Source organism: Kitasatospora sp. NBC_00240, assembly GCF_026342405.1.
GTDB lineage: Bacteria > Actinomycetota > Actinomycetes > Streptomycetales > Streptomycetaceae > Kitasatospora.
In genome coordinates this window covers 4,506,349-4,525,229 of the sequence record NZ_JAPEMU010000001.1, presented here as the reverse complement: position 1 = coordinate 4,525,229, position 18,881 = coordinate 4,506,349, and the positions used below count along the sequence as shown (strand labels likewise).

Below are 18,881 nucleotides of genomic sequence, written 5' to 3'. Positions count from 1 at the left end.
GGGGGGTGCGGCCTACCGGCGGGTACCTTCGCGCGGCCGACGGCGCGGCCCCCGGTGGTTTCCGGACAAGCCGGGCGGGGAGGCCCGCCCGGCTCGTGGTCAGGCCTCCAGCGCGGCCGTGGAGCGCTGCTCCAGGCCGGGGCGTTCGCCCTTGTCCGGCTTCTCGGGCACCACGAAGCGGTAGCCGACGTTGCGGACGGTGCCGATCAGCTGCTCGTGCTCCACGCCGAGCTTGGCGCGCAGGCGCCGGACGTGGACGTCCACGGTCCGGGTGCCGCCGAAGTAGTCGTAGCCCCAGACCTCCTGCAGCAGCTGCGCCCGGGTGAAGACCCGGCCGGGGTGCTGCGCGAGGTACTTGAGGAGCTCGAACTCCTTGAAGGTCAGGTCGAGGACCCGGCCCTTGAGCTTGGCGGAGTAGGTCGCCTCGTCGACGGAGAGGTCGCCGTTGCGGATCTCCATCGGGCTGTCGTCGGAGACCACCTGGAGCCGGCCCATGGCGAGCCGCAGCCGGGCCTCGACCTCGGCCGGTCCGGCGGTGTCGAGCAGGACGTCGTCGATGCCCCACTCGGCGGTGACGGCGGCCAGGCCGCCCTCGGTGACGACGAGGATGAGCGGGCTGCCGATGCCGGTGGAGCGCAGCAGCTGGCAGAGGCTGCGGATCTGCGGCAGGTCCCGTCGGCCGTCGACGAGTATGACGTCGGCGTTCGGGGTGTCGACCAGGGCCGATCCTTCGGCCGGTGCCACCCGGACGGTGTGCAGCAGCAGGCCCAGCGCGGGCAGTACCTCAGCGGAGGGCTGCAGCGCGTTGGTGAGAAGAAGAAGAGAACTCATACCCGGTAGTCCCCTTTCCGGGTCGTCGCGGTCGCGTTGCGGCTGCCGCCACAGCCGGATGGCGCATGTGCAGGGAGGTTTCCGTACGCCGCGCGCCCCGGGTTGGGGGGTGCCGGGCGACGGGTGGGAGCGGGAGCGTTCGCCAGGGTCGATCCGGAGGATTCGCCGGCGTGCACGGCGCTACGGGGCGTGCGCCAGGAGTCCCGCAACCCCTGATGCTCCGTTTCTGCCCTGCTCATCCCGCGAACCTTCCGGTCTGTTCCGGTCCGGGCGGCGGCCCGGTGCCGGTTCCGACGCCCCGTCCGACGGCTCGCACATCGTTGTGCGGCTGCGGCGGGGCGGTCCTGCGAGTCCGGCGGGGGTGGGCCGTCGGCACTCGCAGACGCGTCCGTACTGGCGTTCTGAAAGCACAAAAGGACCCGGGGGCGACTCTGCCCGGATCCCTTACGCCACGAGAATAGCCGACCACGTCCCGCATCGGGAGGCCCCGGGAGAGCCTGTTCCGCCACTTCGGGCAACGGGCGGGTGACTCCGGCCACAGCCGGGAGCCCGCCCGGGAGGGGGCCGGCCAGGGCGATTGCCGCTCGGGCCGGCGGACAGGCCATCATGGAAAGGACATCGGCCGCACCGCACGCGTACACCCTTTCGGGTGGGTGACAGGCCGGCCCCGACGGGGACCGGGGCCGGGACGACCGAACCGTTCGAGCACCACGAGGAGGGGTTGCCATGGCTGCGACCACCGAGCCCGCCAGCGGCCCGGTCCCGACCGGGACACCGGTCGGCGGGACGATCCGCTACTGGGCGGCCGCGAAGGCGGCGGCCCAGGTGGCCGAGGAGCCCTACCGGGCCGCGACCCTGGCCGAGGCGCTGGCCGGCGTCCGGCAGCGGCACGCCGACCTGCCCCGTCTGATCCAGGTGCTCGGGCACAGCTCCTTCCTGGTGGACGGCGCTCCGGTGGGCGGCCGCGACCATGCGTCCGTCGCCCTGACCGAGGGCGGCACCGTCGAGGTTCTCCCCCCGTTCGCGGGCGGGTGAGCGGCGTGAGCGAGGCCTACCCCAACGGCACCCCCCAGCAGCAGCCGGCCCCGCAGGGCCGGCCGGAGCAGCAGCCGCCGACCGCCGAGCAGGTGTACGGGCAGCAGGCGTACCCGCAGCAGCAGTACGGCCAGCAGCCGTACCAGCAGCCCGGGCCGTACCAGCAGCCCGGGCCGTACCAGCAGCAGGCGGAGCCGTACGCCCAGCCGGGCCAGTACGAGCAGGGCCAGTACGAGCAGCAGTACGCCCCGCCCCACGAGCAGCCCCACGAGCAGCCCTACCGGCAGCCCCACGAGCAGCCCTACGCCGGGCCGGCCGAGCCGCCGCAGGCGTCGTACCCGCAGCCGCCGGCCGTCGAGCATGTGTACGGGCAGCAGCAGCCGTACCCGCAACAGCAGCAGGTGCTGCAGCACGCCGGGCAGCCGTTCCAGCAGCCGCTGCCGCACCCGTTCCCCGCCGCGCCGCCGGCGGGTCCCCTGGTGCCGCCGCAGTCCGGGGCGCCCGCAGCCGGGGCGCCGCTGCGGACCGGGTCCCCGATCATCGAGCCGGGTCTGCAGCCCGCGCTGATCACGGCCGGGGTGGCGGCGCTGCTGGCCGGCGGTGCAGCGCTGGGCAGTGTCCCGCTGGCGCTGACGGTGGTGCTGCTCCAGGTGCTGACCGCAGCCGGGTGGTTCCGGCTGAACGGCATGTGGCCGGCCCGGCAGGGCATCGCGCTGGCGGCGCTGGCCGGTTTCACCGCCGACGCGGCGGTGCTGCTGGCGCACGGGGACGCCAAGGCGGCCGCCGTGGTCGGCACGCTCGGCGGGTTCTTCCTGCTGGTGCTGGTGCTGCAGACGTTCCGCCCGTCCGACCCGGCGGAGCGGTTCTACGCGTTGACCGTGCTCGGGTCGGCGACCGTGGTGACGGTGCTGTGCGCTGCCCTGCTGTTCGCGCAGTGGGTGCCGGCCGCGATGGCCGCCGTGGCGCTGGCGACCGTGCTGGCGGCGCTGCCGCTGCCGGCGCCGAAGGTGGTAGCGCCGGTGTTGGGGCTGCTGGTCGCCGCCGGTTTCGGACTGCTGGTCGGCGCGCCCGCCGCGTTGGGGGCGCTCGCCGGTGTCGGCGCGCTGGTCGGGCGCCGGGTGGCCGCGTACGACTGGCCGTCCCGGTTCGTGCACATGACGGCGGGCGTGGCGCTGCCGCTGGCGGTGGCCTCGCCGCTGGTGTGGATCGGCAGCCGGCTGCTCGCGGGGTGACCGCCCCGGGGCCCCGGGCGGGGCGTCCCGTCCGGGGCCGGTGCGGAACCATGGCACCCGGCCGTACGTCCGTATGGCCGTACGTCCGAGTGGCCGTGGGTCCGTGGCGGGTGGAGGGGGAGCGACGATGCGTGGCTGGCTGAAGCTGACGATCGGGCTGGTGGTGGTCTCGGGCCTGCTGGTGGGCGCGGACCGGATCGCCGTCGGCGTGGCCGAGGACGAGGCCGCCGACCAGCTGGTCAAGAGCGGCCGGCTGAGCCAGCGCCCGCAGGTGTCGATCGAGGGCTTCCCGTTCCTCACCCAGGTGCTGTCGATGAAGCTGGACGACGTCCGGCTCTCGGCGGAGGACCTCGTCGTCGGGGACGGCCGGCAGCAGGTCGCCCTGCACTCCTTCAAGGCGAAGCTGTCGGGCGTCGCGGTGAGCGACAGCTTCACCGACGCCACCGTGGCCGAGGGCAGCGGCGACGGCCTGATCACCTACGCGGACCTCTCCAAGCTGCTGCCCGAGGCCTCCAAGCTGGTGCCCGGCGCGAGCAGGGTCATTCCCGGCGGCACCCGGCTCTCGCTCTCCTACGGCGGGCCGGGCAAGGTCAAGGCCTCGCTGGGCCCGATGGCGGTCGGCGAGGGCGCCGTGCACAGCGACGGCAGCACCGTCACGGCGGACGGATTCCAGCTCAGCGGCGTCGCCTCGATGCTGAACGGGGTCACCAACCAGGCGATCGGTCCGATGAGCTTCACGCTGGACAACCTGCCGGCCGGGTTGAAGCTGGGCAGTGCGGTGCCGCAGCCCGACGGCCTGCGGCTGACCTTCACCGGCACCCGGCTCAAGCTGATCGGCTGAGCCGCCGCCTTTCGGGGCCGCTCCTTCCGTACGGTCACCCATGCTGTTCCCCGTACCGCTCCGCGAGACGCGCTGTCCAAGGCAGCCACGCGGAGCGGTTTTGTTTGTCCCCGTGAGCGGTTCGGAACGGCCCTCGCGCGGCCTCGGTAGGCCATGGAAGCCTCAAATCTCAGGATTCGAACTAATTCGTCTCAGCATTCGACACGCTAATGACATCAGGGGTCCCGTGTCCCTAGCATCGTCTGCATGAAGCGACAGACGGACCTCACGAAGCGGCGGGCGGTAGACCTGTGCCGCGTGTCCGCCTGTCTGTGTCGAATGCGCTAACTGGGCGGTCTTGTCGGGCAGTTCCCGCCCGTCGCCCCTCTCCGGTGACCTGGCCCGGCACAATGACGCCGGCCGTCCCCCTTCGCACCCCGCAGTCCAGAGTCCGGTACGACCTGCCCGTCGTTCTGTCCCACTATTCGGACAAGAATTCGGACCGGTCGGGTCGGGCCGCCCCGAACCACCTTCCGCAAACCGCCCTCGGATGGAGATCATCACCATGAGCCGCAGTGACGTCCTGGTAGACGCCGACTGGGTCCAGGCCCACCTGGACGACCCGAAGGTTGTCATCGTCGAGGTCGACGAGGACACCACCGCGTACGAGAAGAACCACATCCGCAACGCCGTTCGGATCGACTGGACGAAGGACCTGCAGGACCCGGTCCGTCGTGACTTCGTCGACCAGGAAGCCTTCGAGAAGCTCCTCTCGGCCAAGGGCATCGCGAACGACGACACCGTCGTCTTCTACGGCGGCAACAACAACTGGTTCGCCTCGTACGCCTTCTGGTACTTCAAGCTCTACGGTCACGGTGACGCCCGTCTGCTCGACGGCGGCCGCAAGAAGTGGGAGCTCGACTCCCGCGACCTGGTCGCCGAGGTGCCGGTCCGCGCCGCCACCGACTACAAGGCCAAGGCCCAGGACACCTCGATCCGCGCCTTCCGCGACGACGTCCTCGCCGCGATCGGCACCCTGAACCTGGTCGACGTCCGTTCGCCCGACGAGTTCTCCGGCCGCCTGCTCGCCCCGGCCCACCTCCCGCAGGAGCAGTCGCAGCGCCCGGGCCACGTCCCGACCGCCGCGAACATCCCGTGGGCGAAGAACGCCAACGACGACGGCACCTTCAAGAGCGACGACGAGCTGCGCGCGCTCTACCAGGCCGAGGGCGTGGACCTGGACAAGGACACCATCGCCTACTGCCGTATCGGCGAGCGCTCCGCGCTCACCTGGTTCGTGCTGCACCAGCTGCTCGGCCAGACCAACGTCAAGAACTACGACGGCTCCTGGACCGAGTACGGCAGCCTCGTCGGCGTGCCGATCGAGCTCGGTAACTGAGCACCGGCCCCACCAGCAGTGCCCTCTTCTGGGCTGTAAGGAGAATCAGACATGTGTGGTGCGAAGGCCGGCGGCCCGGACCTGGCAGGAGTTGACGTGGCAAACGAGACGATCATCCAGGGTTCGGTGACCCGCGACGGAGAGCCGGTCAACGGCTATGTCCGTCTGCTCGACGAGGGCGGCGAGTTCACCGCCGAGGTTCCGACCTCGGCCACCGGGCAGTTCCGCTTCTTCGCCCGCCCGGGCAAGTGGACGCTGCGCGCGCTCGTCCCCGGCGCGACCGTCGACCGCGTGGTGGTCGCCTCCCAGGGCGCCTTCACCGAGGTCGCGATCGCGGTCTGAGACCGCTGAACCGCCCGAGGGCCCTCCCCGTCCGGCAACCGCCGGACGGGGAGGGCCCTCGCCGTGCTTGGCGCTGCGGCGCGCGGCCGTTCAGGCGGCGGGGAGCTCGCCGGCCTTGACCGCGTCGACGAAGGCGCTCCAGGCGTTGGCGGTGAAGACGAGCGGGGCGCCGTGGGGGTCCTTCGAGTCCCGGACGGGGACGAGGGCGGGGTAGCCGTCGGCGACCTCGATGCACTCGCTGTTGCTCTCGCCGCCGCTGTGGGTCGACTTCCGCCAGCACGCTGTCGACAGATCGGGGCGATGTGCCTGGGACCGGCTCACTGGTTGCTCTCCTTGATGGACGTGATCAATCGCCTGGATTCGACCGGCGAGAGCGCCTTCGTGCGGGCGTTGTTCCAGAGCGCCTGGTAGGTCTCGACCTCCGGTGACCTTTCCAGCCAGGTGGAACCGGTGGGAGTGTCCAGCAGGACGAGATCGAGGGCGCCTGTGGCTGGGAATCGCAGGATGACGTACGGCCCGGCCATGCTGGCGTGAGCGCCGGCGCTGAAGGGGATCACCTGCACGGTGACGTTGGGGCGCTCGGACATCAGCTCAAGATGAGTGAGTTGGTCGCGCATGACGTCCGGCCCACCGACCTGTTGGCGAAGAACGGCCTCGGACAGGACGGTCCAGATCTGGAGCGGCTCGTCGGCGGTGAGTCTTTCCTGCCGGGCGAGGCGTACGGAAGTGAACTGTTCGATCTCCTCCGGCCGTGTCCATCCGTGGCTGGCCACCGCGAGTGCGCGGGTGTAGCTGGGGAGCTGCAGCAGTGCCGGGATTCGCTGGCTCTGGAAGGTGTGCACGGCTGAAGCGACCGCTTCGAGCGAGATGTAGTCGCGGTACGTCTCGCCGATGATGTTCCCGTACTCGTTCCACCAGCCCGAGCGCCGACGTTGGTTGGCGGAGCGGGCGAGGTCGGAGAACCGGGCGATGGCGTCTGCGTCCTCGGCGCCGTACAGCCGGAGCATGGCTGCCAGGTCGGGCGACCGGAGGGCCACGCGGCCGTTCTCGATCCGCGAGATCTTGCCCTTGGTGCAGTCGAGGACTTCGGCGACCTCCGAGGTCGACAGTCCGGAGGCTTCGCGCAGGCTGCGCAGTTCTTCGCCGAGTTGACGGCCGAGCACGGTGGAGGCTCCGGCGGGCATCCGAGGAAGTGTCATCCGGCCCCCTTCGAGTCACCGTCAGTTTGCACCCTGGCACGCTGGTTGGGCAACGAAGATCCAGGTTCACCCTTTGTTTTGGAAACGTTGCTGATGATCTACGAAACCCGTCATGCTACGTGCAGTAGTCGGATGGGTCGCCTGAGTGATTGGCGCGAGGTCCGTTGCCCGGGCATCCCTTTGCCCGTTCCGGCCCGTGTCGCAGGCGTGGCACCGGGCCGCCCATCGGTGATCACCCGTACCGGGAGGTGGCTTCATCATGTGCGTTGCCAGGAGCAGGGAAGAGTTCGAGCGGATGCCCGTCGCGCAGGCCGGCGCGGTGTGGACCTTCACGTGTCACCCGGAGTCGGCGTCCAGGGCGCGCCAGGTCCTCCGGGCGTACCTGCTGGTCTGGGGCGGCGAACAGTACGGGGACGACGGGGAGTTGGTGCTCGGCGAGCTGTTCGCCAATGCGGTCGGCCATGCCCGTTCTGCCGCTGGCGACGGCCGGATCCGGCTGCATCTGGACCTGTCCGCGCGGGGCCTGCTGATCGAGGTGTCGGACGCCGACGGGCAGCGCCACCCGGTGCCCTGTCGACGGCACGAACTGGCCGACGGCGGCAGAGGGCTGGCGATCGTGGCGGCGCTGGCCCGGTGGGGCTGGCGGCCGGCCGGGCCGGGATCGGGCAAGACCGTCTGGGCGCTGCTGCCCGCGCCGCTGCCCGGCCCGGCCGGAGCGGCCCGGTGAACGGCCGTCCCGTCCTCGTCCCGGTGTTCGTACCCCGTAGTACGGACGAGCTGGTCGGCGCGCTGCGCGGCTACCTGCGGTGGGTGGTGCTGAACGGCGGACCGTACGAGGGGCACCAGGCGCTCACCCTGCTGATCGACCGGGTGGACGGAGCCGCCGTCCGGGTCGCGGTCGAGATCGACGCGTCCGCGACCCCCTCGGCCGCGGCGGCGCCGGGCTGCTGACCGGACGGGCGTCCGGTCGTACCGTGGAGGGGTGCAGGCACACCGGCGGCATGTCCGCTACTTCGTGATGATGGGCGTCTGCCTGGCGCTGTTCGTCCTGGCCTGGGGAGTGGTGCGCTTCGTGTCCGTCCCGGCGGCGATCGCCATGTGCGTCGTCGCGATGGTGATCCCGCCGGCCGCCGCCGTCTTCGCGAACAAGCGCGACCCGGAGGACGACTGGTGGAACGACCCGCGCTGGGACGACCCGAAGTGGGACGACCCGGGGCACGGCCGCGACACGCCCGACCACGAACAGCGTCCGTAGCGGGCGGCGGGCCTGGGTGGCCGGGTGCGGACCAGGTCAGTAGACGAGCGCCTGCACGCCGTCCGCCATGATCTCGCTGACGAAGACCTGGGCGCCGGCGATCCGCACCCCTTCGACGGTGTCCTTCTGTTCGATGCCGCGCCGCGCCGCGCACTGGGTGCAGAGGGTGACCGAACCGGCCGCCAGGATCGACTCCAGCAGGTCCGGCAGGGGCGCCGCGTGCGGCAGCTCGAACTCCGCCGCGCGGCCCGGCAGCGCGAACCAGGAGGACTCCCCGGTGAGCCAGAGCGACACCTCCACACCGCTCGCGACGGCGACCGCCGCCACCGTGAACGCCTGCGAGCAGCGCTCGGGCGCGTCCGCTCCCGCCGTGACCTTGATGACCAGCTTCTTCGCCATGCCGACACCCTAGGCCTTGTCCCGGCGGCGACGTGGTGGGCCTCACCGAGACCGCCCCGGGGGCGGCGGATAGACTCGCGGGGTCGTATCCGTGCTGTCGCCACATGTCACCGCAATGGGAGCGCCCCGTGTCCGGTCTGGAAATCTTCTTCGACTCCCTGCTGGCCCTGATGGCCGTGCTGATCACCTGGTTCGCCATCTTCTCCGTGATGAAGCTCTACCAGGGCCAGCGCTGACCTCTCTGCCGTACGGTTGACGAGTCCCCACACCGCCGACAGTGACCAGGAACATGATCGAGATCCCCTCTGACCTCCACAAGGACGTCGTTCCGCTCGCCTTCCTCCTCGGTACCTGGGAAGGCGCGGGAGTCTTCGACTTCCCCGGCGCCGAGAAGTGCAACTTCGGCCAGGAGATCGTCTTCCGGCACGACGGCCGCCCCTTCCTGGAGTTCCGCTCCCGTACCTGGGTGCTGGACAACGAGGGTGAGAAGGTCCGGCCGCTGGAGAACGAGCACTCCTTCTGGCGGATCACCAGCAACCCGCACGGCGCCGGCGGCGCCCGCGGGGTCGAGATCTCCTCGGTCCGCGACGACGGCACCGTGGAGATCTGGTACGGCGAGCTGGCCGACGGCAAGCCGCAGGTCGAGGTGAGCACCGACGCGGTCGCCCGCATCGAGGGCTCGGCCCCGTACTCGGGCGGCAAGCGCCTGTACGGCTTCGTCAAGGAGGAGCTGCTCTGGGTCGGCGAGAAGGCCGCCCCCGAGGTGCCGCTGCGCCCGTACATGTCGGCGCAGCTGAAGAAGGTGCTGAGCCCGGCGCAGCTGATCAAGGACATCAACGACCTGCCGGACGACGGCATCGCGTTCTTCCGCTGACCGCACCGGCCGGACCCGGCGGGACGGGCCGGACGGGCGGGACGGGCGTACCGAGGTAGGGACCGATCGGTGATCGGTCCCTACACTTGTCCCAGGACCTCTATCTGGCAGGGACAGCACCGTGGCGGACACCGGCACCACCGACTGGCAGCTCTCCGGCGACTGGAAGGCCGACCTGCGTGAGCGCGGGTACCGGCTGACCCCGCAGCGACAGCTGGTGCTGGAGGCCGTCGACGTGCTCGACCACGCCACCCCGGACGCGATCCTCGCCCATGTCCGGCTGACCGCCAGCGGCGTCAACATCTCCACCGTCTACCGGACGCTGGAGCTGCTGGAGGAGCTCGGCCTGGTCTCCCACGCGCACCTGGGCCACGGCGCGCCGACGTACCACCTGGCGGGCCGCCACCACCATCTGCACCTGGTCTGCCGGGACTGCGACAAAGTCACCGAGACCGACACCGCGATCGCCGCGCCGCTGATCGACAGCCTGCGCGCCAAGCACGGTTTCGACACCGACCTGAAGCACTTCGCCATCTTCGGCCGCTGCGCCGACTGCACCGCCAAGCTGCCCGGGGCGCAGTCGTAAGGTGCCCGGCGGGCAGTCGTAAGCTGACCGGTATGAAGAGCCCGCTGCTTTCGCTGCCCGGTGCCGTCCCCGCCGAGGGAACCGACGAGGGCGTCGCCGCCCACTACGGCGACATCTTCCGCGAGCAACGGAACCTGGCGCGGGGCACCGGCTTCGTCGACCTGTCGCACCGGGGCGTGCTGACCGTGACCGGCGACGACCGGCTGAGCTGGCTGCACCTGCTGCTCACCCAGCACGTGAGCGCGCTCGCGCCGCAGCAGGCCACCGAGGCGCTGGTGCTCTCCCCGAACGGCCACGTCGAGCACGCCCTCTACCTGGTCGACGACGGCGCCACCACCTGGGCGCACGTCGAGCCGGGCACCCAGCAGGCGCTGATCGCCTACCTGGAGAGCATGAAGTTCTTCTACCGGGTGGAGGTCGCCGACGCGACCGCCGACTTCGCGGTCGTCCACCTGCCGGCCGGGTCCACCGCGTCCGCCGAGGGCGCCGCCGCGGTGCGTGAACTCTCCTACGGCCGGGACTTGTTCCTGCCGCGCGCGGAGCTGGCGGCGCTGACCGCCGGGTACGGTCCGGCGGCCGGGGTGTGGGCGTACGAGGCGCTGCGGATCGAGGGGCACCGGCCGCGGCTGGGCTTCGAGACGGACCACCGGACCATCCCGCACGAGGTCGACTGGCTGTCCACCGCCGTCCACCTGAACAAGGGCTGCTACCGGGGGCAGGAGACCGTCGCCCGGGTGCACAACCTGGGCCGTCCGCCCCGCCGGCTGGTCTTCCTGCACCTGGACGGGACCGAGGAGGTGCTGCCGCCGCACGGGACGGAGGTGCATCTGGCCTCGGACCCGCAGGGGCGGTCGCTGGGCATCGTGACCTCCTCGGCGCGCCACCACGAGCTGGGCCCGATCGCGCTGGCCGTGGTCAAGCGCAACGTGCCGGTGGACGCCCCGCTGCTGGCCGGCACGGTGGCGGCCGGCCAGGAGGTCGTGGTCCCGCAGTAGCGCGGGGCCGCGCTCAGATCTCCACGAGGACGGTGAACGGGCCGTCGTTGACCAGGGCCACCCGCATGTCCGCGCCGAACCGCCCGGTCTCGACCTTGGCGCCGAGCGCCCGCAGCTGGGCGACCACCTCGTCGACCAGCGGTTCGGCGACCGGGCCGGGCGCGGCGGCGTTCCAGGTCGGGCGGCGGCCCTTGCGCGCGTCGCCGTAGAGGGTGAACTGGCTGATCACCAGCAGCGGCGCCGCCAGGTCGGAGCAGGAGGCCTCGACGCCGCCGGAGTCGGGCGGCCCCTCCAGGATCCGCAGCGTCCAGAGCTTGCGGGCCAGCTGGGCGGCCTTCTCGGGGGTGTCCTCGTGGGTGACGCCGACCAGGACGCACAGGCCCGGGCCCTCGATCGATCCGACGGTCTCGCCGGCCACGGTCACCCTGGCCTCGGTCACTCGCTGCACCACTGCTCGCATGGGCCCATTCTGCCGGAGGCGCGGGAACGCTCAGCAGGCGCGTGGTGGCCTGGCGCGCGCCGGGTGGTGTGCGTGCGCGCCCCCTTTGCTGTCGATCTCTCAGCTGAATGCGCTGGTCGTATCAGCCACCCCTGTTCGCCAGGGGGCCGTTCGGGTGGCCGGGCGGTGCGCGGGCGCCGGGCGGGGTGGCACGCTGGTGTTCGGTAGGACGGCCCGGGGCGCCACGGCTCGCCGCGACGGGCCGGTTCGGTCGGGCGGTCGAGCCAGTCGGGCAGCCGTTCTGGTGGTGTCGCCCCGGAGAGTGGCACCGGCGTCCGGCCGGAACTCTCGGGGGCGCCCGCGCGTGCTGGCAGACAGCACGCCAGGGACGGGACCGAACACGTGGCACACGAGAAGTGGCGCGAGCGGGCGGGATCAGGACAACGGCAGGTGGTTGGTTGATGGACGCGAGCAGCGCGGTGCACGGTCGGTCCGGGGCGGCGCCGGGTGGCGCGCCGGACGGGGACCCCTCTGGGCAGCCGGCCCCCGGACCGCACGACGCCGGACCGCACGACGCCGGACCGTACGACGCCGACCGGCCGGCCGCCGGGCCGCCGGCGCCCGGACTCCGAACACCCGGCCCGGACGGACCGGCCGGTCCCGCCGCTCCGGACGCACCATCCGTTCGGAACGTCCCGGACGGACCGCCCGCATCGCCCGCATCGGCCGTACCGGCGGCACCGAATGCACCGGCCGTACCGGCCGTACCGGACGTCCCGAACGCCCCCGCCGCCCCGGGCCTGCTCGGCGGCCTCGGCCTGGAGGAGCTGCGGATCCTGCGGCGCGACGCCCAGGAGCAGGAGGCGGACCTCTCCTACCTCCGCCGCCTGCTGCACGGCCGGATGGACATCCTCCGGGCCGAACTCGACGGCCGCCCGGCGGCCGGACTGCTCGCCACCGCCCTCGGCGGGGCGGGCGGGGACGCCGGGGCCCTGCTGGACCGCCTGCCGGCCATCCTCACCGACGCGCCCTCCACGGTGCGCAGCTCGGCCCGGCACGTCACGCTGGGCCCGCCGCGCGGGGAGCAGTACCAGGTGGAGGCGGACGCCCTGATGGGTGACGTCCGGCTGGCGGATCTGGCCGCGCACCCCGCCGAGGACCTGCTCGCCGCGCTGGAGCGGCTGCGGGCGCACGAGCGCGAGGTGTCCGGGCGGCGGCAGATCCTGCAGCGCACGGCCGACGACTGCAGCGGCGAGATCACCCGCAGGTACCGTGAGGGTGAAGCACGGGTCGACGACCTGCTCACGGGTGGTTCCCTGGCCGAGTGACGGGCCGTGGTGGAGGGCGCCCGGGGGCGGCGGCGCCCGGCCACCCTCACCCGGAAGGCACCCACCCTCATGTCGCAGTCTGCCCCCCTCGCCGTCCTCGCCGAGGTCATACGCTCCGGCTTCACCGAGGGCCGGCACCACGGCTCGCTGGTGCTGCTCGCCGCGGACGGCTCGGTGGAGTACGCGCTCGGCTCGCCCGACGCCCCGGTCTTCCCGCGTTCCTGTGCCAAGCCGTTCCAGGCCGTCGCCACCCTGCGGGCCGGGCTGGAGCTCGACGGCGAGCTGCTCGCGCTGGCCGCCTCCAGCCATTCCGCGGAGGCCTTCCACCGGGACGGGGTGCGCCGGATCCTGGCCTCCGCGGGCCTGGACGAGAGCGCCCTGCGGACCCCGGCCGACCTGCCGCTGGACGAGACCGAGGCCGAGCTGCACCTGCGGGCCGGCGGCGAGCGGGCGCCGATCCTGATGGACTGCTCCGGCAAGCACGCCGGCTGGCTGGCCGCCTGCGTGGCCAACGGCTGGGACACCGAGAGCTACCTGGACCCCGCCCACCCGATCCAGCGGCTGGCCCGGGAGGCCCTGGAGGAGGGCACCGGCGGCCCGGCCGCGCACGCCGGTGTGGACGGGTGCGGCGCCCCGCTGCTGGCCGTCCCGCTGACGGCCCTGGCCCGCGCCTACCGCTCGCTGGTGCTGGCCGCCCCCGGGACGGCGCAGCGCCGGGTCGCCGACGCGATGCGGGCCCACCCGGATTACGTCGGCGGCACCCGGCGCGCGGACACCTGGCTGATGCGGGCGGTGCCGGGCGCGCTGTCGAAGATGGGCGCCGAGGCCGTCCAGGTGGTGGCGCTGGCCGACGGCCGGGCCCTGGCCTTCAAGATCGACGACGGTGCGGAGCGGGCCCGCGGCCCGGTCCTGGCGGCGGCGCTGCGCCGACTGGGTGTCACCACCGCGGACGGCACCGTGGAGCGGATCGGTGAGGCCCCGCTGCTGGGTGGCGGCGTGCCGGTGGGCGAGATCCGCGCGCTGGTCTGACCGGGCCCTTTGGGCGTGCGGACGGCCGCGCCAGGGTGCACGGTGGACGGTGGGTCGTCGCCCACCGTCCCGGCCCGCACCCCAGCCCTGTGCACCCAGCACACCGTGCCCACCCACCGCGCACCTCACGGAGGCCGTCATGAGCGACCACATCTACCGCGTCACCGAGATCGTCGGATCGTCGACCGAGGGGATCGACCAGGCGATCCGCAACGGCGTCGACCGGGCCGGCCGCACGCTTCGCAATCTCGACTGGTTCGAGGTGGCGCAGATCCGTGGGCACATCGAGGACGGGCACGTGGCGCACTACCAGGTCGGCCTCAAGGTCGGCTTCCGGCTGGACGACGAGGGCTGAGCCCACCCCGAGGGCCCCGTGGCCGCCCGCGCAACCGCGGGCGGCCACCCGTACGGCCGGGTACGGGCACCGCTCCCGGCTCACCCGCTCACCCGCGGACCGGTAGCACCAGCGGGCTGCCGGTCCGCGGGTGCGCCAGCACCTCCACCGGGTGGCCGTACACCTCGCTGAGCAGCGGCCCGCGCAGCACCTCGGCCACCGGGCCGTCCGCCACCGTCGCCCCGTCGGCGAGCAGGACCACCCGGTCCGCGTACGCCGCCGCCAGCGACAGGTCGTGCAGCACCACCACGACGGCATCCCCGGCGGCGGCCCGCTCTCGGGCCACCCGCAGGACCAGCTCCTGGTGGCGCAGGTCGAGTGCGGCCGTCGGCTCGTCCAGCAGCAGCAGCGGTGCGCGCTGGGCGAGCACCCGGGCCAGCGCGACCCGGGCCCGCTCGCCGCCGGACAGCGCGGTGAACGGGCGCCCGGCGAACCGCGTGCAGTCGGTGGCCGCCATCGCCTGGGCCACCGCCGAGTCGTCCTGCGCGGCCGCCGCGGTGCCGGACCACGGGGCCCGGCCCATCCGCACCACCTCGCCCGCCGCGAACGGGAAGGACAGCGCCGAGGACTGCGGCAGGAGCGCCCGGTGCAGGGCCAGTTCGGCCGTCCGGTAGGAGTCCGGCGGCCGCCCGCGCAGCAGGACCGTGCCGGCGGCCGGCGGCAGGTCGCCGGCCAGCACGGACAGCAGGGTGGACTTGCCGGCGCCGTTCGGCCCGAGCAGGGCCAGTACCTCGCCGGCCCGGACGGACAGGTCCACCCCGGACAGCAGATCGCGGCCGCCGAGGGTCAGCCGGACGCCCTGGGCGCTGAGCAACTCCTCGCCGGGGTAGGGGAGTTCGGGGATCTGTCGGGTACGCAGCCTCATGCCCAGCCGCCCTGCTTGGTCCGGGTCCGGCGCAGCAGCCAGAAGAAGAACGGGCTGCCGATCAGCGCGGTCAGCCCACCGAGCGGCAGTTCGGCGGGCTGGGCGAGGGTGCGGGCCGCGAGGTCGCCGGCCACCAGCACCAGGGCGCCGCCGAGCGCGCTCCCGGGCAGCAGGAAGCGGTGGCCGGGGCCGGCCGCCATCCGCAGCAGGTGTGGGACGACCAGGCCGACGAAGCCGATGATGCCGCTGACCGCGACGGCCGCGGCGGTGAGCAGCGCGACCACGGTGATCAGCACCAGCCGCATCCGCTCGACGTCCACGCCGAGGTGGCGGGCCGGGCGCTCGCCGAGGGCCAGCAGGTCCAGCTTGCGGGCGTACGCGGGGGCCGCGGCCAGCCCGATCAGCGCGAACGGCAGCACGCCGAGCACCTTGCCCCAGGTGGCCTGGGAGAGCGAGCCGAGCTGCCAGAAGGTGACCTGGTTGATCGCGGCGCTGTCGGCGGTGAACAGGAAGATACCGATCAGCGCACCGCAGAAGGCGTTCACCGCGACTCCGGTCAGCACCAGCGTGACCACCTCGGTGCGCCCGCCCGAGCGGGACATCGCGTACACCGCGAAGACCGTCAACAGGCCGGTGGCGAAGGCGAAGACGGTGATCGTCCAACTGCCGAGCGAGTCCAGGCCGAGCACGATGCAGCCGACCGCGCCGACCGCGCCGCCGGAGGAGACCCCGATCACGCCGGGCTCGGCCAGCGGGTTGCCGAACATGCCCTGCATCAGGGCGCCCGCGCAGCCCAGCGAGGCGCCGACCAGCAGCGCCAGCACCACCCGGGGCAGCCGGACGTTCCACAGCACGGACTCCGGCACCCGGTCGAGCGGGTGGCCGCCGAGGCCCAGCCGGTGGCCGGCCGAGGCGAGGATGTCGCCGGTCGGGATCCGGTACGCGCCGACGCCCGCCGCGAGCAGGGCAGCGAGCAGCAGGGCGGCGGCGAGGCCCGTGGTGATCAGCGCGGTCCGGCTGCGACGCGGGCCCGCCGCAGGCGGCGTGCTGGTGGCCGACTCTACGGAGGTGGTGGCGGCGGCTGTCACCGGGCGGCCTCGCCGGTGCCCGCGTACAGCTGCGCGGTGATGCTGCGCAGCACCTCCGGGGTGCGGGGGCCGTAGCTGAGCAGCTTGCCGTCCTCGACCGAGACGATCCGGCGGTCCAGGCCGGCCGGAGTCTGCGCGACGCCCGGGAGCTTCAGCAGGCCGTCCACCCCGCCGACCGACTCCAGGCCCTTGCTCATCACCAGGATCGCGTCCGGTGCGGCCTTGACCAGGGCTTCGCTGGTGAGCGGGGTGAAGTCGCCGGTCAGCCCGGCGGCCTTGCCGGCGTCCTCGCCGCCGACGGCCTCGATCAGCGAGCCGGCGCCGGAGTCGGCGCCGCCGAGCAGGAAGACCGAGGCGCTGCCGCGCAGGTAGAGGAAGGCGACCTTGGGCCGGCGGGCGGCCGGCTTGAGCTCGCCCTCGGCCTGCCGGAGCCGCTCGTCGGTACGGGCTTTCAACTGCGCGCCGGCGGCGGGGACTCCGAGCGCCGCGGCGACGGTGTCGATCCGCGGGCCGATGTCGGCGAGCTGCTTGGCGTCGTCCAGGACGAGCAGCGGGACGCCGGCGGCGCGGATCTGCTCCACCGCCTCGGCCGGGCCGGTGGAGCGGTCCGCGAGGACGACGGTGGGGTGCAGCGAGAGCACGCCCTCGGCCGAGACGTCGTGCGCCTGGGTGATCACCGGGAGGGCGGCGGCCTGCTGGAAGGTGGTGGAGACGTCCCGGGCGACCACCCGGGGGCCGAGGCCCAGGCTGAAGACCAGCTCGGCCAGGCTGCCGTTCAGCGGGACGATCCGATCGGCGCTGGCCACCGTGACCGCCCGGCCGTCGGCCGAGGCGGCGGTGGCCGGCAGCAGCGGGACGGGCGGCGGGCTCAGCGGTTCGACGACGTCCGGGGCGGCGGAGGGGCCGGCCGCGGCCGGGGAGCCGGCGGCGCCTTGGCAGCCCACGGCCGTGAGCAGCAGGGCTGCGGCGATCAGCAGGCCGGCGGGCCGCCGCACCGCCCGGTGTCCGATGGTCCTGCTCAACTGCGGCCCCTTCGATGGCTGTTGGCGCCGGGGTACCGCTGGGGGCAGGGGTGACCTGCGGCGCTCTTGACTCTTATATTAGGTTAGCCTTACCTAGCTTTCGCAAGGGGGGCGATTGCGCCGACCCCTTCCCCGCCATGCCGAGGAGCGCCCAGTCATGCCCGTGCCGCGACGGCTCCGCCGAATCGCCGCCACCCTGGTGGCCGCCCTCGCCGCCCTGCTGGCAGTGTCGCTGCTGCCGTTCCAGGCGGCCGCGGCCGAGGGCCGGGTCTCCGGCGGGCGGCTCGACTGGGGGATCAAACAGTCCTTCCTGACGTACGTCACCGGGCCCATCGCCAAGGGGAGTTGGAGCCTGACCGGCGGTGCGGCCACGGTCGGCGGGAGCGGCTTCCGGTTCCACTCCGCCGCCGGCACGTACGACCCGGAGACCGGTGCCCTGAGCGCCGCCTTCTCCGGCGGGGTCCGGTTCACCGGCCATCAGGAGAACGGTGTGAACGCGCTCGACATGAGCGTCGGCCGGCTCACCCTGCGGGCCGGCGCCGGCGGCGACGCCGGGCTCTACGCCGACATCAGCAGCAAGTCCAAGGACACCGGGAAGGTCACCGCCGTCGGCCAGGCCCGGCTCGCCGACCTCTCGCTCGCCGGACTCGACCTGCGCGGCGCCGCCGGCACCCTGACGCTCAGCAACGTGCCCGCCACCCTGACCGGCGCCGGGGCGAGCGCCTTCGGCGGCTTCTACGCCGCCGGCACCGCCCTCGACCCGCTCACCCTCTCGGTCAACCTCCCGCCGGCGGCGAAGGATTCGCCGCCGGTCGCCGAGAAGCCCGCCGCCGCCGAGCCGGCCGGGACCCCTGCGGCCCCCGTCACCGGCGCGCCGGCCGGGGAGAGCCTGGCCCCGGCCGCCCCGGCCGCCCCGGCCGCCCCGGCCGCCCCGGCCGCCCCGGCGCGCGCCGAGTTCACCGCGGGCGCGCTCGACTGGGGCGTCCGCCGGACCTTCCGCGACTACGTCACCGGCTCGATCGCCCAGGGCGGCTGGCAGGTCACCGGCGGAGCGGCGGACGGCGGGGCGTTCTTCCGCTGGACCCCGGCCAGGGGCGGCTGCGACCCGGCGACCGGAGCCCTCACCGCCGCCTTCGCCGGCAGCGTGCACTTCACCGGCCTGAAGACCGGTGAAACCTACGGCTTGGACCTCGTCCTCGCCAACCCCGCCGTCACCGTCGCCGACGGCCACGGCAGGCTCACCGCCGACGTCTCGGGCCGGACGCCGGACGGCGCCGTCCAGCAGGCGCCCGGCGTCGAGCTGGCCACCTTCGAGGCGGCCGACCTCAAGCCCGAGGCCGGCCTGCTCAAGGGCGTCGAACTCCCGCTCAGGCTCAGCGAGTCGGGCGCGAGGACGTTCGGCGGCCTGTACCCCGCCGGCACCGCGATGGACCCGCTGAGCTTCGCCGTCGCGCTCGACCCGGCGGCCGTCCTGCCCCCGCTGCCGGACATCGGCAGCGCCCCGGCCGCGGCGCCCACCCCGGCCGCCGCCGGCCCCGCTCCGGCCGCCGCACCCGTCGCCGCCGAGGCCGGCCAGGGGGCCGGGTGGCCGGTCGTGGCGATCGTCGGCGCCCTGTTGGCCCTCACCCTCGCCACGGCCGGGGGATTGCTCGCCCGCCGCCGCCGCACGGCCGCCGCCGGGCCCGCCACCACCCCCGCAACCACCGACGAGGACGCCCGGCCCACCGCCTGACGTGTCGTCATATTCCC

At 73.5% G+C, this 18,881-nt stretch carries 24 protein-coding genes; 16 read left to right on the top strand and 8 right to left on the bottom strand.

Annotated features, from left to right (window positions below; translation table 11 throughout):
• Positions 1 to 99: 99 nt before the first annotated feature.
• The gene (locus OG689_RS19095; RefSeq protein ID WP_266321920.1) at positions 100 to 831 is read right to left on the bottom strand and encodes a response regulator transcription factor; all 732 of its coding nucleotides are present in this window, start codon (positions 829 to 831) and stop codon (positions 100 to 102) included.
• A gap of 726 nt (positions 832 to 1,557) precedes the next feature.
• On the opposite strand from OG689_RS19095, the gene OG689_RS19090 reads away from it, so the two are divergent.
• From OG689_RS19090 to OG689_RS19070, 6 genes are all read left to right on the top strand, one after another.
• Entirely contained in the window at positions 1,558 to 1,866 is a 309-nt protein-coding gene (locus tag OG689_RS19090) for a MoaD/ThiS family protein (protein ID WP_073926626.1), read from the top strand.
• A 5-nt stretch (positions 1,867 to 1,871) separates the two neighbouring features.
• Positions 1,872 to 3,098 (top strand): hypothetical protein, encoded by a 1,227-nt coding sequence (locus OG689_RS19085; RefSeq protein ID WP_266321919.1) that lies wholly within the window; start codon positions 1,872 to 1,874, stop codon positions 3,096 to 3,098.
• A 127-nt stretch (positions 3,099 to 3,225) separates the two neighbouring features.
• Positions 3,226 to 3,939, top strand: coding sequence for a DUF2993 domain-containing protein (locus tag OG689_RS19080; protein ID WP_266321918.1), 714 nt, complete (start codon positions 3,226 to 3,228; stop codon positions 3,937 to 3,939).
• A gap of 246 nt (positions 3,940 to 4,185) precedes the next feature.
• Complete coding sequence (locus OG689_RS45045; RefSeq protein WP_353652343.1) at positions 4,186 to 4,266, top strand: Ms5788A family Cys-rich leader peptide; 81 nt, start codon at positions 4,186 to 4,188, stop codon at positions 4,264 to 4,266.
• A 217-nt stretch (positions 4,267 to 4,483) separates the two neighbouring features.
• Complete coding sequence (locus OG689_RS19075) at positions 4,484 to 5,317, top strand: sulfurtransferase (protein WP_266321917.1); 834 nt, start codon at positions 4,484 to 4,486, stop codon at positions 5,315 to 5,317.
• A 51-nt stretch (positions 5,318 to 5,368) separates the two neighbouring features.
• A complete protein-coding gene (locus OG689_RS19070) occupies positions 5,369 to 5,659 on the top strand; it encodes a DUF1416 domain-containing protein (RefSeq protein WP_073926623.1) in 291 nt (96 codons plus the stop codon).
• Positions 5,660 to 5,749: 90 nt separating this feature from the next.
• Here OG689_RS19070 and OG689_RS19065 read toward each other — a convergent pair whose 3' ends face one another.
• Together OG689_RS19065 and OG689_RS19060 are read right to left on the bottom strand one after the other, a co-directional pair.
• Entirely contained in the window at positions 5,750 to 5,980 is a 231-nt protein-coding gene (locus OG689_RS19065; RefSeq protein WP_266321914.1) for a DUF397 domain-containing protein, read from the bottom strand.
• Entirely contained in the window at positions 5,977 to 6,843 is an 867-nt protein-coding gene (locus OG689_RS19060) for a helix-turn-helix transcriptional regulator (RefSeq protein WP_266321912.1), read from the bottom strand. Before OG689_RS19060 ends, OG689_RS19065 begins: the two co-directional genes overlap by 4 nt.
• A gap of 274 nt (positions 6,844 to 7,117) precedes the next feature.
• On the opposite strand from OG689_RS19060, the gene OG689_RS19055 reads away from it, so the two are divergent.
• From OG689_RS19055 to OG689_RS19045, 3 genes are read left to right on the top strand one after another with little or no spacing between them, the layout of a single operon-like run.
• Complete coding sequence (locus OG689_RS19055) at positions 7,118 to 7,585, top strand: ATP-binding protein (RefSeq protein ID WP_266321910.1); 468 nt, start codon at positions 7,118 to 7,120, stop codon at positions 7,583 to 7,585.
• Complete coding sequence (locus tag OG689_RS19050; RefSeq protein ID WP_266321908.1) at positions 7,582 to 7,809, top strand: hypothetical protein; 228 nt, start codon at positions 7,582 to 7,584, stop codon at positions 7,807 to 7,809. The genes OG689_RS19055 and OG689_RS19050 overlap by 4 nt, the downstream gene beginning before the upstream one ends.
• A gap of 31 nt (positions 7,810 to 7,840) precedes the next feature.
• A complete protein-coding gene (locus OG689_RS19045; protein WP_266321906.1) occupies positions 7,841 to 8,113 on the top strand; it encodes a DUF3099 domain-containing protein in 273 nt (90 codons plus the stop codon).
• Positions 8,114 to 8,149: 36 nt separating this feature from the next.
• Here the strand turns inward: OG689_RS19045 and OG689_RS19040 are convergent, their stop codons facing one another.
• A complete protein-coding gene (locus tag OG689_RS19040) occupies positions 8,150 to 8,512 on the bottom strand; it encodes a DsrE family protein (protein WP_073926621.1) in 363 nt (120 codons plus the stop codon).
• Between the two features lie 289 nt (positions 8,513 to 8,801).
• Here OG689_RS19040 and OG689_RS19035 point away from each other — a divergent pair, with 289 nt between their 5' ends.
• From OG689_RS19035 to OG689_RS19025, 3 genes are all read left to right on the top strand, one after another.
• Positions 8,802 to 9,386: an FABP family protein gene (locus tag OG689_RS19035; protein WP_266327265.1), complete on the top strand. Its 585-nt coding sequence runs from the start codon at positions 8,802 to 8,804 to the stop codon at positions 9,384 to 9,386.
• A gap of 121 nt (positions 9,387 to 9,507) precedes the next feature.
• Positions 9,508 to 9,972, top strand: coding sequence for a Fur family transcriptional regulator (locus OG689_RS19030; protein ID WP_191290569.1), 465 nt, complete (start codon positions 9,508 to 9,510; stop codon positions 9,970 to 9,972).
• Positions 9,973 to 10,004: 32 nt separating this feature from the next.
• Complete coding sequence (locus OG689_RS19025; protein WP_266321902.1) at positions 10,005 to 10,967, top strand: glycine cleavage T C-terminal barrel domain-containing protein; 963 nt, start codon at positions 10,005 to 10,007, stop codon at positions 10,965 to 10,967.
• Positions 10,968 to 10,980: 13 nt separating this feature from the next.
• Here OG689_RS19025 and dtd read toward each other — a convergent pair whose 3' ends face one another.
• Positions 10,981 to 11,427, bottom strand: coding sequence for a D-aminoacyl-tRNA deacylase (dtd, locus tag OG689_RS19020; protein WP_266321900.1), 447 nt, complete (start codon positions 11,425 to 11,427; stop codon positions 10,981 to 10,983).
• Positions 11,428 to 11,867: 440 nt separating this feature from the next.
• Between dtd and OG689_RS19015 the strand changes: the two genes are divergently transcribed.
• From OG689_RS19015 to OG689_RS19005, 3 genes are all read left to right on the top strand, one after another.
• The gene (locus tag OG689_RS19015; protein ID WP_266321899.1) at positions 11,868 to 12,734 is read left to right on the top strand and encodes a hypothetical protein; all 867 of its coding nucleotides are present in this window, start codon (positions 11,868 to 11,870) and stop codon (positions 12,732 to 12,734) included.
• 69 nt (positions 12,735 to 12,803) lie between these two features.
• On the top strand, positions 12,804 to 13,763 hold the full coding sequence (locus OG689_RS19010) for an asparaginase (RefSeq protein ID WP_266321897.1): 960 nt from the start codon (positions 12,804 to 12,806) through the stop codon (positions 13,761 to 13,763).
• Positions 13,764 to 13,902: 139 nt separating this feature from the next.
• Positions 13,903 to 14,118: a dodecin gene (locus OG689_RS19005; RefSeq protein ID WP_266321895.1), complete on the top strand. Its 216-nt coding sequence runs from the start codon at positions 13,903 to 13,905 to the stop codon at positions 14,116 to 14,118.
• A gap of 88 nt (positions 14,119 to 14,206) precedes the next feature.
• On the opposite strand, the gene OG689_RS19000 is transcribed toward OG689_RS19005, so the two are convergent.
• Genes OG689_RS19000 through OG689_RS18990 form a run of 3 tightly spaced genes read right to left on the bottom strand, consistent with a single transcriptional unit; the run spans position 14,207 to position 17,054 of the window.
• Positions 14,207 to 15,022, bottom strand: coding sequence for a heme ABC transporter ATP-binding protein (locus tag OG689_RS19000; protein WP_266321893.1), 816 nt, complete (start codon positions 15,020 to 15,022; stop codon positions 14,207 to 14,209).
• Positions 15,019 to 16,110 (bottom strand): iron ABC transporter permease, encoded by a 1,092-nt coding sequence (locus OG689_RS18995; protein WP_266321891.1) that lies wholly within the window; start codon positions 16,108 to 16,110, stop codon positions 15,019 to 15,021. The genes OG689_RS19000 and OG689_RS18995 overlap by 4 nt, the downstream gene beginning before the upstream one ends.
• On the bottom strand, positions 16,107 to 17,054 hold the full coding sequence (locus tag OG689_RS18990; protein WP_266327263.1) for an ABC transporter substrate-binding protein: 948 nt from the start codon (positions 17,052 to 17,054) through the stop codon (positions 16,107 to 16,109). Before OG689_RS18990 ends, OG689_RS18995 begins: the two co-directional genes overlap by 4 nt.
• A 235-nt stretch (positions 17,055 to 17,289) precedes the next feature.
• Here OG689_RS18990 and OG689_RS18985 point away from each other — a divergent pair, with 235 nt between their 5' ends.
• A complete protein-coding gene (locus OG689_RS18985; RefSeq protein WP_266321889.1) occupies positions 17,290 to 18,864 on the top strand; it encodes an HtaA domain-containing protein in 1,575 nt (524 codons plus the stop codon).
• Positions 18,865 to 18,881 lie beyond the last annotated feature (17 nt).

Bases quoted from the DNA above. Each gene is read 5' to 3' on its own strand.
- OG689_RS18985 (WP_266321889.1), top strand. From the start codon at position 17,290: ATGCCCGTGCCGCGACGGCTCCGCCGAATCGCCGCCACCCTGGTGGCC.
- OG689_RS19000 (WP_266321893.1), bottom strand. From the start codon at position 15,022: ATGAGGCTGCGTACCCGACAGATCCCCGAACTCCCCTACCCCGGCGAG.
- OG689_RS19075 (WP_266321917.1), top strand. From the start codon at position 4,484: ATGAGCCGCAGTGACGTCCTGGTAGACGCCGACTGGGTCCAGGCCCAC.
- OG689_RS19040 (WP_073926621.1), bottom strand. From the start codon at position 8,512: ATGGCGAAGAAGCTGGTCATCAAGGTCACGGCGGGAGCGGACGCGCCC.
- OG689_RS19090 (WP_073926626.1), top strand. From the start codon at position 1,558: ATGGCTGCGACCACCGAGCCCGCCAGCGGCCCGGTCCCGACCGGGACA.
- OG689_RS19095 (WP_266321920.1), bottom strand. From the start codon at position 831: ATGAGTTCTCTTCTTCTTCTCACCAACGCGCTGCAGCCCTCCGCTGAG.
- OG689_RS19025 (WP_266321902.1), top strand. From the start codon at position 10,005: ATGAAGAGCCCGCTGCTTTCGCTGCCCGGTGCCGTCCCCGCCGAGGGA.
- OG689_RS19080 (WP_266321918.1), top strand. From the start codon at position 3,226: ATGCGTGGCTGGCTGAAGCTGACGATCGGGCTGGTGGTGGTCTCGGGC.
- OG689_RS19005 (WP_266321895.1), top strand. From the start codon at position 13,903: ATGAGCGACCACATCTACCGCGTCACCGAGATCGTCGGATCGTCGACC.
- OG689_RS19070 (WP_073926623.1), top strand. From the start codon at position 5,369: ATGTGTGGTGCGAAGGCCGGCGGCCCGGACCTGGCAGGAGTTGACGTG.
- OG689_RS19055 (WP_266321910.1), top strand. From the start codon at position 7,118: ATGTGCGTTGCCAGGAGCAGGGAAGAGTTCGAGCGGATGCCCGTCGCG.
- dtd (WP_266321900.1), bottom strand. From the start codon at position 11,427: ATGCGAGCAGTGGTGCAGCGAGTGACCGAGGCCAGGGTGACCGTGGCC.
- OG689_RS19060 (WP_266321912.1), bottom strand. From the start codon at position 6,843: ATGCCCGCCGGAGCCTCCACCGTGCTCGGCCGTCAACTCGGCGAAGAA.
- OG689_RS45045 (WP_353652343.1), top strand. From the start codon at position 4,186: ATGAAGCGACAGACGGACCTCACGAAGCGGCGGGCGGTAGACCTGTGC.
- OG689_RS19035 (WP_266327265.1), top strand. From the start codon at position 8,802: ATGATCGAGATCCCCTCTGACCTCCACAAGGACGTCGTTCCGCTCGCC.
- OG689_RS19010 (WP_266321897.1), top strand. From the start codon at position 12,804: ATGTCGCAGTCTGCCCCCCTCGCCGTCCTCGCCGAGGTCATACGCTCC.
- OG689_RS19015 (WP_266321899.1), top strand. From the start codon at position 11,868: ATGGACGCGAGCAGCGCGGTGCACGGTCGGTCCGGGGCGGCGCCGGGT.